We start from the raw sequence: 12,846 nt of genomic DNA, 5'->3' as shown, positions 1-12,846 counted from the left end.
TACCCCTTGGGCGACATCTGCTGTCTGCAAACAAGCAGCGCGGAACCCCGGACGGGATTCCGCGCCATGCCTTACTTGCGCTTTTGCGGCGGCAGGTCGGTACAGCTGCCATGCGCTGCTTCGGCGGCCATGCCGATGCTCTCGCCCAGCGTCGGATGCGGGTGGATGGTCTTGCCGATATCCACCGCATCAGCCCCCATCTCGATGGCCAGCGCGATCTCGCCGATCATGTCGCCGGCATGCGTGCCGACGATGCCGCCACCGACAATGCGATGCGTTTCGGCATCGAACAGCAGCTTGGTGAAACCTTCGTCACGGCCGTTGGCAATGGCGCGACCGGAGGCCGACCACGGGAACAGGCCCTTGGTCACCTTGACGCCCTGCGCCTTGGCCTGGTCTTCGGTCAGGCCGACCCAGGCGACTTCGGGATCGGTGTAGGCCACGCTCGGGATCACGCGGGCATCGAAAGCGGCAGCAGCCAGCTCCTTGTTGCCCTGCAGCTCGCCGGCAATGACTTCGGCTGCCACGTGCGCCTCATGCACCGCCTTGTGCGCCAGCATGGGCTGGCCGACGATGTCGCCAATGGCGAAGATGTGCGGCACGTTGGTGCGCATCTGCACATCGACCGGAATGAATCCGCGCTCGGTGACGCTGACCCCGGCCTTGTCGGCCGCGATCTTGTTGCCATTGGGGGAACGGCCTACCGCCTGCAGCACCAGATCGTAGGTTTGCGGTGGCGGAGCGCCCTCGCCTTCGAAGGTGACTTCGATACCGGCATCGGTTGCCCGGGCACCGACGGTCTTCGTCTTGAGCATGATGTTGTCGAAGCGCGGTGCATTCATCTTCTGCCAGACCTTGACCAGATCCCGGTCGGCACCCTGCATCAGGCCATCCATCATTTCGACCACATCCAGGCGCGCACCCAGCGTACTGTACACCGTGCCCATTTCCAGCCCGATGATGCCGCCACCCAGGATCAGCATGCGCTTGGGCACCTCCTTGAGCTGCAGCGCGCCGGTGCTGTCCACCACACGCGGATCATCCGGCATGAAAGGCAGACGCACGGCCTGGCTGCCTGCCGCGATGATGCAGTGGCGGAAGGCAATCGTGCTGCTGTTGCCGGTCTTTTCCTGGCTGCTGCCGGTGGTTTCCTCCACCTGGATATGGTTGGCGCTGACAAAGCTGCCGTAGCCGCGCAGCAGCGTGACCTTGCGCATCTTGGCCATGGCGGCCAGACCGCCGGTCAGCTTGCCGATCACCTTTTCCTTGTGGCCGCGCAGCTGGTCGATGTTCACCACCGGCTTGCCGAAACTGATGCCGGCGGCTTCCAGGTGGCTGACTTCGTCCATCACGGCGGCCACGTGCAGCAGCGCCTTGGACGGAATGCAGCCCACGTTCAGGCAGACGCCGCCCAGCGTCGCGTAACGCTCGACAACCGCCACCTTGAGGCCAAGATCGGCGGCACGGAAGGCCGCGCTGTAGCCGCCCGGGCCACCGCCCAGCACCACCAGGTCGAACTCCTGATCGACCTGGCCGCTGTAGCTGCTGGCGATCGGGGCCGGGGCAGCAGCAGCCGGTGCAGCGGCCGCCGCAGGTGCGGCGGGTGTATCGGCAGCAGGTGCTGCCGCAGCGGCATCGGCCTCCAGCGTCAGGATCAGGCTGCCTTCGCTGATCTTGTCGCCCAGATTGACGGCCAGGCTCTTGACCACACCGGCATGGCTGGACGGGATTTCCATGGAAGCCTTGTCACTCTCCACGGTGATCAGGCTTTGCTCCACCTTGACGGTATCGCCGGGCTTGACCAGCAGTTCGATCACGGCCACATCGCTGAAGTCGCCGATATCGGGAACCTTGACTTGAATTTCGCTCATGGTGCTACCCTCTTACAGTGCCACGCGGCGGAAATCAGCCAGCAGCTGCGCCAGGTAGACGTTGAAACGGGTCGCCAGTGCGCCGTCGATGACGCGGTGATCGGCTGTCAGCGACAGCGGCAGCGTCAGGCGCGGCACGAACTGCTTGCCATCCCAGACCGGCTTCATGGCGCTCTTGTTGACACCGAGAATCGCCACTTCGGGCGCATTCACGATCGGTGCGAAATAGGTACCGCCAATACCACCCAGGCTGGAAATGGTGAAACAGGCACCCTGCATGTCGGCCGGGCCGAGCTTGCCGTCACGCGCCTTCTTCGCCAGTTCGCCGGACTCCTGGGCGATCTCGAATACCGATTTCTGGTCGGCGTTCTTGACCACCGGAACCACCAGGCCATTCGGCGTATCGGCTGCAAAGGCGATGTTGAAGTACTTTTTCAGCACCAGGTTGTCGCCGTCCAGCGAGCTGTTGAACTCGGGGAATTTCTGCAACGCCTTGACGCTGGCCTTGATCAGGAAGGCCAGCATGGTGACCTTGATGCCGGCTTTCTCGTTTTCCTTGTTGAGCTGGACACGGAAAGCCTCCAGATCGGTGATGTCGGCATCTTCGTGGTAGGTCACAGCCGGGATCATGACCCAGTTGCGGGACAGGTTCTGCGCGGAAATCTTCTTGATGCGCGACAGCGGTTTGGTCTCGATCTCGCCGAACTTGGCGAAATCGACCTTGGGCCAGGGCAGCAGATCCAGGCCGGCACCGCCACCTCCGCCAGCCGGGGCCTTGGCTGCCTGCGCCTGGGTGCGCAGATCGCCGGCCATGACCGACTTGGTGAAAGCCTGTACGTCGGACTGCTGGATGCGGCCCTTGGGACCGGTTCCCTTGACCTCGGCCAGCGGCACGCCCAGTTCGCGGGCGAACTTGCGCACCGAAGGCGAGGCATGCGGCAGCTTGCTGCTGGCTGGCGTCGAAGCGGGATCATGCGCTGCAGCGGGCGCGGCAGGTGCCGCTGCTGGCTGTGCGGCTGCCGGTGCCGGAGCACTCGCCTGCGCAGGGGCTGCAGCAGCCGGTGCAGATGCCGTTGCCGGCGCCGGCGCAGCTGCGCCTGCCGCGGCTTCCAGCACCACGATCAGATCGCCCTGGTTGATTTTGTCGCCCAGATTGACCTTGACCTCCTTCACCGTCCCTGCGTGGCTGGACGGAATCTCCATCGAGGCCTTGTCGCTTTCGACGGTGAGCAGGCTCTGCTCGACCTTGACCGTATCGCCAGGCTTGACGAACAGCTCGATCACGGCGACATCCTTGAAATCACCGATATCGGGTACCAGCACCTCGACGCTGCCCAGCGGGGCAGACGCGGCTGCCTGCTGCCCGGCACCTGCAGTATCCGCCGCGCGGAGTGCCGCAGAGGCTTCGCTCGCGCCCGGAACCACTTCGCTGCCAGCCACCGGGGCTTCGGCATTCGCCGGGGACGGCTCGGCCCCTGCCGCCGCATCAGCCGTTTCCAGCAGCAGCACGACCGAGCCTTCGCTCACCTTGTCGCCGAGCTGGATCTTGAGCTCCTTGACCACGCCGGCATGGCTGGACGGAATCTCCATGGAGGCCTTGTCGCTCTCCACGGTCACCAGCGATTGCTCTACCTTGATGGTATCGCCTGCCTTGACCAGCACCTCGATGACCGCGACTTCGGAAAAATCACCGATGTCCGGAACCTTGACTTCAATGGTTGCCATGTGTCTGTCTCCTATGCCGGCCATCAGGCGTACAGCGGGTTGATCTTGTCGGCCTGGATGCCGTACCTGGCGATGGCTTCAGCCGCCTTGCTGGCCGGGATCTTGCCCTCATCGGCCAGCGCCTTGAGCGTGGCCAGCACGATGTAATGGCGATCAATCTCGAAGTGCTCGCGCAGGCGATTGCGGAAATCGCTGCGGCCAAAACCGTCGGTACCGAGCACGCGATAGTTGCGGCCAGCCGGCACGAACGAACGGATCTGCTCGGCGTAGTTCTTCATGTAGTCGGTGGAAGCAATCACCGGACCGCTGGTATTTTCCAGCTGCTGCTGCACAAAGGACTTGCGCGGCGTTTCGGTCGGATGCAGCAGGTTCCAGCGATCGGCATCCTGGCCATCACGCGCCAGCTCGTTGAAGCTCGGGCAGCTCCAGACATCGGCGGCAATGCCCCAGTCCTGCGCCAGCAGGGCCTGGGCGGCCATGCTTTCACGCAGGATGGTGCCGGAGCCCAACAGCTGCACGCGCTGCGGCAGGCCTTCGGCACCGGGCTTGCACAGGTACATGCCCTTGATGATCTGTTCCTCGGTGCCGGGCTGCAGGCCGGGCATGGCGTAGTTCTCATTCAGCAGGGTCAGGTAATAGAAGACGTTTTCCTGCTTTTCGACCATGCGCTTGAGGCCGTGCTGCATGATGACGGCAACTTCGTGCGCGAAGGTCGGGTCGTAGCTGACGCAATTCGGGATCGTGCCGGCCAGGATATGGCTGTGGCCGTCTTCGTGCTGCAGGCCCTCGCCGTTCAGCGTGGTGCGGCCGGAAGTGCCGCCCAGCAGGAAACCACGTGCCTGCATGTCACCCGCAGCCCAGGCCAGATCACCAACGCGCTGGAAGCCGAACATCGAGTAGTACACGTAGAACGGGATCATGATCCGGTTGTTGGTGCTGTAGCTGGTGGCGGCAGCAATCCAGCTGGACATGCCGCCGGCTTCGTTAATGCCTTCCTGCAGGATCTGGCCGTCGGTCTGCTCCTTGTAGTACATCACCTGGTCGCGGTCGACCGGGGTGTAGTTCTGGCCAGCCGGGTTGTAGATGCCAATCTGGCGGAACAGGCCTTCCATGCCGAAAGTGCGTGCCTCGTCCACCAGGATCGGGACCACGCGCGGGCCCAGCGCCTGATCGCGCAGCAGCTGCGTCAGGAAGCGCACAAAGGCCTGGGTGGTGCTGATCTCGCGGCCTTCGGCGGTCGGTTCCAGCACCGCCTTGAAGGTATCGAGCGAAGGCACGGTGAACTGCTCGTCGGCCTGCGGACGACGCTTGGGCAGATAGCCGCCCAGCGCCTTGCGGCGGGCCTGCAGGTACTGCATTTCCGGCGTGTCATCGGCCGGCTTGTAGTACGGGATATTGGCCAGCTCGCTGTCCGGCACCGGAATGTTGAAACGGTCGCGCATGTAGCGCACATCGTCATCAGTCAGCTTCTTGGTCTGGTGCACGGTGTTCTTGCCTTCACCCGCCTTGCCCATGCCGTAGCCCTTGACCGTCTTGATCAGCAGCACCGTCGGCTGGCCCTTGTGATGGTGTGCCGCATGGAAGGCGGCGTAGACCTTTTGCGGATCATGGCCGCCGCGACGCAGCGCCCAGATCTCGGCATCGGTCATGTGCTCGACCAGCTTCAGGGTTTCGGGGTACTTGCCGAAGAAGTGCTTGCGCACAAAGGCACCATCATTGGCCTTGAAGGCCTGGTAGTCGCCGTCCAGCGTTTCCATCATCAGCTGGCGCAGCTTGCCGCTCTTGTCGCGTGCCAGCAGCGGATCCCAGTTGCTGCCCCACAGCAGCTTGATGACGTTCCAGCCGGAGCCACGGAACTCGCCTTCCAGTTCCTGCACGATCTTGCCGTTGCCGCGCACCGGGCCATCCAGGCGCTGCAGGTTGCAGTTGATGACGAAGATCAGGTTGTCCAGCTTTTCGCGCGAGGCCATGCTGATGGCACCCAGGCTTTCCACCTCGTCCATTTCGCCATCGCCGAGGAAAACCCAGACCTTGCGGTTTTCGGTATTGGCAATGCCACGTGCGTGCAGGTACTTCAGGAAGCGCGCCTGGTAAATCGCCATCAGCGGGCCCAGGCCCATGGAGACGGTCGGGAATTGCCAGAAGCCGGGCATCAGCTTGGGGTGCGGGTAGCTGGACAGGCCGTTGCCGTCGACTTCCTGGCGGAAGTTGTCGAGCTGTTCTTCGGTCAGGCGGCCTTCGAGGAAGGCGCGGGCGTAAATGCCGGGCGCGCTGTGGCCCTGGATATAGAGCAGGTCACCGCCATGCTCACCATCATCGGCATGCCAGAAGTGGTTGAAGCCGGCACCGAGCATGCTGGCCAGCGAGGCAAACGAGCCGATGTGGCCGCCCAGGTCACCGCCATCAGACGGATTCAGGCGGTTGGCGCGCACCACCATGGCCATGGCGTTCCAGCGCATGAAGGCGCGCAGGCGCTTTTCCAGTGCGATATTGCCCGGGCAGAAAGCCTCCTGCTCCGACTCGATCGTGTTGACATAACCGGTGCTGGCCGAGAACGGCAGATCAATGCTGTGCTGGCGCGCATGCTCCAGCAGGCCTTCCAGCAGGAAGTGGGCACGCTCCTTGCCCTCGCTTTCGATGACGGCGCTCAGGGCATCCAGCCATTCGCGTGTTTCTTGGGAATCAGTATCGTGGGGCCATTGGCCGCCAGCTTGCTGCGCGTCGGACATGCGGGTCTCCTTGTGGGTGTTGTCAGGGCGTGAGGCTATTGTGCGCACTCGCTGGCGCGAGTATGGCACAAGAAAACCCTTATTTCAATATATGGATCTTATTTTCTTATTATGAAATATGCATCGGTGAAACCCCGCATGGACGGGCGGGAAAGCCTGTATGCTTCTGCTTTTGTCATCCACGCTGTCCGCCCGGCAGGCCGGCACTGTCTGCATGTCCCATCCTGTTCTTTTCTGGCTGTCCCTGCAACCCCTGCGCCGCTGGTGGAGCCGCATGCCTGTGCATCGCCAGGATCGCCTGGCCAGCCTGATCCCGCTGGTAGCCGTGGTCCTGTTCGTGGTGGCCGTGACCATGGCCATCACCTATCTGCGCGTGGAAGAGCGCCAGAGCCAGCACCAGTCGGTGCAGCACGCCGGCGAATACACGCGCCAGCAAATCCACGGTCGCCTGGCCGACCGGCTGGAGCAGATCCGCAGCTTTGCCCGGCACGTGGTGACGACGCCCGCAGGCCAGCCGGTCTCCGACGAGCAGGTCAGCAAGCTGCTATCGGTAGCTCCCGAGATCCGCAGCATGACCCTGGTGGATGCACGGGGTCAGGTACAGGACAACTTCACGGCCGGCTCACCGCACCGGTCAGATGCCCTGCCACTGGATATCCCGCTGCCGCTGGCCAGCGAGCATGACTTGCTGGCGCAGGCCATGCGTACCCACCTGCCCAGCTATCGCGTCATCAGTGGCAGCAGCCACAGCGATACCTGGCTCGGCCTGATGCTGCCGCTGACGCGCGGGGACAGCGTGGTCGGCGCCCTCTATGTGCGCTACAGCCTCTCGGCCCTGGCCTACCAGGCGATTCCCTCGGAAATCTTCGTCAAGTACGCGCTGACCCTGCTGGACAACGATGGCCGGGTGCTGATCGGCAGCCAGACCGTGCGGCGACAGGACAGCCCGGATACGGAGCGCTGGTTTTCCTGGCTGGACAGCAGCCTGTCGCCCCAGGTCTACGAAACCGCGCTCTCGCGCACCGACAACTCGCTGGTACTGCATCTGGAGCCTTACGAAGCCGGCGGTGCACTGGCCGACAACGCCCTGTTCCTGATGGTGCTGGGATTGAGCCTGCTGACCGGCCTGACCTTGTTCATGAACTGGAAATACCTGCGTGGCCGCCAGCGCTCGCAGCGCGCCCTGGAAACCGAAACCAACTTCCGTCGTGCCATGGAAAACTCCATGCTGATCGGCATGCGGGCGCTGGACATGGAGGGGCGCATCACCTATATCAATACCGCCTTCTGCAGCATGACGGGCTGGAGCGAGGACGAGCTGATCGGACAATTGCCACCCTACCCGTTCTGGCATGCCGAAGACTTTGCGCGCCACGAGAAAACGCTGCAGGAGACGATGCAGTCGACCATTGCACGCGGCGGCTACGAGATGCGGGTGCTGCGCAAGAACGGCTCCACGTTCGAGGCCCGCATGTACATGTCGCCACTGGTCGGCCTGGACGGCGTGCAGACCGGCTGGATGACCTCCATGACCGACATCACCGAGTCCAACCGTTTCAAGCGCCAGCTCACGGCCGCCTACGAACGCTTCACGCGCGTGCTGGACGCCCTTGAAGTCACGGTCTCGGTCGCCCCGCTGGGTGGCCATGAGCTGCTGTTTGCCAACCGTGCCTATCGCCAGGTATTTGGCGAGGATGAGGGCACGACGGCGCACATGCAGCTGCTCACGCTGGCCGGCCGACCCGGCCAGCAGGACGCGGAAAAAGATCCGCTGGCGCATGCGCCCAGCAAGCACACCGAGGTCTTCGTCCCCAGCCTGGGGCGCTGGTTTGAAGTACGCACGCGCTATCTCGAATGGGTGGACGGCCGGCTTGCCCAGCTGCTAACCGCCAACGACATCACGGCACGTCGCCAGGCCGAGGATATCAGCGCCCAGCACGAGGCACGGGCCCAGGCGGCAGCGCGGCTGGTGACCATGGGCGAGATGGCTTCCAGCGTGGCGCATGAACTGAACCAGCCCCTGACCGCCATCAACAACTATTGCAACGGCATGGCCAGCCGCCTGGAGCGCGGCCAGATCGATCAGGACAGCCTGATGATGGCGATCCGCAAGACCTCCCAGCAGGCCACGCGTGCCGGCCAGGTGATCCAGCGCATCCGCAACTTCGTCAAGCGCAGCGCTCCCAACTACTCGCCCACCAGCGTTGCCGTGATCGTCACCGATGCCGTGGAGCTGGTGGATATCGAAATGCGCCGCCGCCAGGTACGGCTGGTGCAGAAAGTTGCCGACGACCTGCCCGATCTGGTCATGGACCGCATCCTGATCGAGCAGGTGCTGATCAACCTGCTGAAAAACGCTGCCGAATCGATTGATCTGAGCCAGTTGCCGGTAGAGCGCCGCGAGGTCAAGCTGCAGGTGCAACGCGCCGTGCGCGAGGGCCGGCCGGTGGTGGAGTTCCTCATCGAGGACAAGGGTTCCGGCATGTCGGAGCAGACCCTGCAGCATGTCTTCGAGGCCTTTTATTCAACCAAACCGGAAGGCATGGGCATTGGCCTGAACCTGTGCCGCAGCATCGTAGAGTCCCACCATGGACGTTTGCAGGCACAGAACATTTACAATGAAGCCGAGACGGAGGTATGTGGTTGCCGGTTCACCTTCTGGATTCCGGTTCCTGCTGCCACCGACAAGTCAAACTGACAACAAGACACAAGAGAGACCATGAGCTTGATTCCGGAAAAAGGCACAATTTACGTCGTGGATGATGATGAAGCCGTGCGCGACTCCCTGCAGTGGCTGCTGGAGGGCAAGGGTTACCGGGTACGCTGCTTCGACTCGGCCGAGAGCTTCCTGAGCCGCTACGACCCGCGCGAGGTGGCCTGCCTGTTTGCCGACATCCGCATGGGCGGCATGAGCGGCCTGGAGTTGCAGGACCGCCTGCTGGAACGCAAGTCCCCGCTGCCCATCGTCTTCATCACCGGCCACGGCGATGTACCGATGGCAGTCGAAACCATGAAGAAAGGCGCGCTCGACTTCATCCAGAAGCCCTTCCGCGAGGAAGAGCTCGAGGCGCTAGTCGAGAAGATGCTCAAGTCGGCACAAAGCAGCTTTGCCGAACACCAGATGGCCAGCACGCGCGAATCGCTGCTGGGCAAGCTGACCAACCGCGAAGCCCAGGTGCTGGAGCGCATCGTGGCCGGCCGCCTCAACAAGCAGATTGCCGATGATCTGAACATCAGCATCAAGACGGTAGAGGCGCACCGCGCCAACATCATGGAAAAGCTCAACGCCAATACCGTGGCCGATCTGCTCAAGGTGGCCCTGGGTTCCAGCGCCGCCAAGGCCTGACCCGCTCCCCTCCCCCCGCAGCCCGCTGCGGGTTTTCTTTTTTTCACTTCCGATACGATTCCGCACATGACAGCACAGATCATCGATGGCAACGCCCTTTCCCGACAGCTCCGCACCGAAGTGGCCGAACGCGCCGCCGCGCTCAAGGCGCGTGGCGTGACTCCGGGCCTGGCCGTGATTCTGGTGGGAGACAACCCGGCCAGCCAGGTCTATGTGCGCAACAAGGTCAAGGCCTGCGAAGACAACGGCCTGCACTCCGTACTTGAAAAATACGATGCGGCCATGACCGAAGCCGAGCTGCTGGCCCGTGTCGAGGCGCTCAACAACGACCCGTCGATCCACGGCATCCTGGTCCAGCTGCCCCTGCCGGCGCATATCGACGCGCAAAAGGTGATCGAGGCGATCAGCCCGGCCAAGGACGTGGACGGCTTCCACATTGCCAGCGCCGGTGCCCTGATGACCGGCATGCCCGGCTTCCAGCCCTGCACGCCGTACGGCTGCATGAAGATGCTGGACAGCATCGGCTATGACCTGCGCGGCAAGCACGCCGTCGTCATCGGTCGCAGCAACATCGTCGGCAAGCCGATGGCGCTGATGCTGCTGTCGCGCAGCGCCACCGTGACCATCTGCCACAGTGCCACCGCCGACCTCAAGGCACAGACCCTGCAGGCCGATGTGATCGTGGCCGCTGTCGGCAAGCGCAATGTGGTGACCGCCGACATGGTCAAGCCCGGCGCGGTGGTGATCGACGTCGGCATGAACCGCAACGACGAAGGCAAGCTGTGCGGCGACGTCGATTTTGACGGCGTCAAGGAAGTCGCCGGCTACATCACCCCGGTGCCGGGCGGTGTCGGCCCGATGACCATCACCATGCTGCTGGTCAACACCATCGAATCGGCCGAGCGCGCTGCCGGTTAAGCCAGCGCCAGGGGCAGGGTTTGCAGGCAGGGCCGGCTTGAAGCGCCGGCTTTTGCCCCTACACTGCCCTACATGACTTCTCCTGCTTCCAACCCCCTCCTCCAGTTCGACGGCCTGCCCCTGTTTGACCAGGTGCGCCCCGAACATGTGCAACCCGCCATCGAACAACTGCTGGCCGCTGCCGACCAGGCTCTGACCACGGTCACGGCGGACGATTTTCCGGCCGACTGGCTGCAGCTCTCGGCCACACTCGATGTCGCCACCGAACGCCTGGGCCGCGCCTGGGGCACGGTCGGCCATCTCAAGAGCGTGTGCGACACGCCCGAGCTGCGTGCTGCCTACAACACCATGCTGCCGGCGATTTCCGACTTCTGGACCCGCCTGGGCGCCGACGAACGCCTGTACGCCAGGTACAAGGCCATCGATCCCGCCACCCTGACCACCGAGCAGCAGCAGGCCCTGAAGAACGCCCTGCGCGGCTTTGTGCTCAGCGGCGCCGAGCTGCAGGGGGCCGACAAGCAGCGCTATGCCGAAATCCAGGAACGCATGGCCACGCTGCTGCAGAAGTTCAGCGAAAACGCGCTGGATGCCACCGACCACTGGGCGCTGTATGTGAATGCCGACGAGCTGGATGGCGTGCCGCAGGACGTGATCGATGCCACCCGCGCAGCGGCAGAAGCCGAAGGCCGCGAAGGCTGCAAACTGACGCTGAAGCTGCCGGTCTACCTGCCGCTGATGCAATTTGCGCACAGCAGCGCATTGCGTGAAAAGCTCTACCGCGCCTACACCACGCGTGCCTCCGACCAGGCCGAAGGCGATGCCAGCCGTTTTGACAACTCGGCCATCATGGCCGAGATCCTGGCGCTGCGCCAGGAGGAATCGCAGCTGCTGGGCTACCGCAACTTTGCCGAAGTCTCGCTGGTGCCCAAGATGGCTGACACGCCGGAACAGGTCATCGCCTTCCTGCGCGATCTGGCGGCCAAGGCGCGCCCGCATGCCGAACGCGATGTGGCCGACCTGCGCCAGTTTGCCAGTGAGCAGCTTGGTTTGGCCGATCCGCAACCGTGGGACTGGACCTATGTCAGCGAAAAGCTCAAGGAAGCGCGCTACGCCTTCAGCGAGCAGGACGTGAAACCGTATTTCACCGCGCCCAAGGTCATGGCCGGCCTGTTCCGCATCGTCGAGAACCTGTTCGACCTGCGCATCACGCGCGACCAGGCCCCGGTCTGGCATGACAGCGTCGAGTTCTACCGGCTGGAACGTGATGGCCAGCTGGTCGGCCAGTTCTACCTGGATCCGCCAGCGCGCAACGGCAAGCGTGGCGGTGCCTGGATGGATGGCGTGCGCGACCGCTGGCAACGCCCCGACAGCGCCCGGCTGCAAACCCCGGTGGCCCATCTGGTGTGCAACTTTGCCGCCGGCGTCAACGGCAAGCCGCCGCTGCTCACGCACGATGACGTGATCACCCTGTTCCACGAAGCCGGTCACGGCCTGCACCACATGCTGACACGCATCAACGAACATGATGTCTCCGGCATCAACGGTGTCGAATGGGATGCGGTCGAATTGCCCAGCCAGTTCATGGAAAACTTCTGCTGGGAATGGCATGTGCTGCAGAACATGACAGCCCATGTGGACACTGGCGAGCCGCTGCCGCGCGCGCTGTTCGAGCGCATGCTGGCAGCAAAAAATTTCCAGAGCGGCATGCAGACACTGCGTCAGGTCGAATTTGCCCTGTTCGACATGCTGCTGCACAGCCAGGAGACACCGCCTGCCGACGTGATGCCCCTGCTGCGCCAGGTACGCGAAGAAGTGGCCGTGCTGCCGACCCCGGCCTACAACCGCATGGCCAACACCTTCAGCCACATCTTTGCCGGCGGCTATGCTGCAGGCTATTACAGCTACAAGTGGGCCGAGGTGCTGAGTGCCGATGCCTATGCCGCCTTCGAGGAAACCGCCGCAGCCGATGGCAGCCCGGATCCGTCGACGGCGCGCCGCTACCGCGAGGAAGTGCTTGAGGTCGGTGGCAGCCGCCCGGCGATGGAATCGTTCAAGGCGTTCCGCGGCCGTGAACCTTCGGTGGACGCCCTGCTGCGCCACCAGGGCATGACAGAAGCCGCTGTTGCCGCCTGAGCCTGTCGGGCACCGTATACCACAAGATACAGTGCCCGATTTTTCTTGCTCTGTAACGTTTCATGACCGGATGGGATGCCTATAATTATTGCTGTATCCTTAAAGGTCATACACACCTCACAAG

At 63.4% G+C, this 12,846-nt stretch carries 7 protein-coding genes; 4 read left to right on the top strand and 3 right to left on the bottom strand.

The annotated features are described in order from the left end of the window. Positions 1–71: 71 nt before the first annotated feature. Genes lpdA through aceE form a run of 3 tightly spaced genes read right to left on the bottom strand, consistent with a single transcriptional unit; the run spans position 72 to position 6,325 of the window. Positions 72–1,871: a dihydrolipoyl dehydrogenase gene (lpdA, locus tag C513_RS0108615; RefSeq protein ID WP_018715650.1), complete on the bottom strand. Its 1,800-nt coding sequence runs from the start codon at positions 1,869–1,871 to the stop codon at positions 72–74. A gap of 12 nt (positions 1,872–1,883) precedes the next feature. After that, the gene (gene aceF, locus C513_RS0108610; protein ID WP_018715649.1) at positions 1,884–3,596 is read right to left on the bottom strand and encodes a dihydrolipoyllysine-residue acetyltransferase; all 1,713 of its coding nucleotides are present in this window, start codon (positions 3,594–3,596) and stop codon (positions 1,884–1,886) included. Positions 3,597–3,619: 23 nt separating this feature from the next. Beyond that, the gene (gene aceE, locus C513_RS0108605; protein WP_018715648.1) at positions 3,620–6,325 is read right to left on the bottom strand and encodes a pyruvate dehydrogenase (acetyl-transferring), homodimeric type; all 2,706 of its coding nucleotides are present in this window, start codon (positions 6,323–6,325) and stop codon (positions 3,620–3,622) included. Positions 6,326–6,599: 274 nt separating this feature from the next. On the opposite strand from aceE, the gene C513_RS0108600 reads away from it, so the two are divergent. The 4 genes from C513_RS0108600 (at position 6,600) to C513_RS0108585 (ending at position 12,722) form a co-directional block, all read left to right on the top strand. Beyond that, positions 6,600–9,023: a PAS domain S-box protein gene (locus C513_RS0108600; protein WP_018715647.1), complete on the top strand. Its 2,424-nt coding sequence runs from the start codon at positions 6,600–6,602 to the stop codon at positions 9,021–9,023. 21 nt (positions 9,024–9,044) lie between these two features. After that, positions 9,045–9,671 (top strand): response regulator transcription factor, encoded by a 627-nt coding sequence (locus tag C513_RS0108595; protein WP_018715646.1) that lies wholly within the window; start codon positions 9,045–9,047, stop codon positions 9,669–9,671. 66 nt (positions 9,672–9,737) lie between these two features. Then, positions 9,738–10,589, top strand: a complete 852-nt coding sequence (gene folD / locus C513_RS0108590) for a bifunctional methylenetetrahydrofolate dehydrogenase/methenyltetrahydrofolate cyclohydrolase FolD (RefSeq protein ID WP_018715645.1) — start codon at positions 9,738–9,740, stop codon at positions 10,587–10,589. Positions 10,590–10,661: 72 nt separating this feature from the next. After that, positions 10,662–12,722: a M3 family metallopeptidase gene (locus C513_RS0108585; RefSeq protein ID WP_018715644.1), complete on the top strand. Its 2,061-nt coding sequence runs from the start codon at positions 10,662–10,664 to the stop codon at positions 12,720–12,722. The last annotated feature ends 124 nt before the right edge of the window (positions 12,723–12,846 follow it).

This window comes from Allobrachymonas chironomi DSM 19884 (genome assembly GCF_000374625.1).
GTDB lineage: Bacteria > Pseudomonadota > Gammaproteobacteria > Burkholderiales > Burkholderiaceae_C > Brachymonas > Brachymonas chironomi.
Note: the sequence above shows the minus strand (reverse complement) of the source record. Positions and strands in the feature narration are given on the sequence as shown.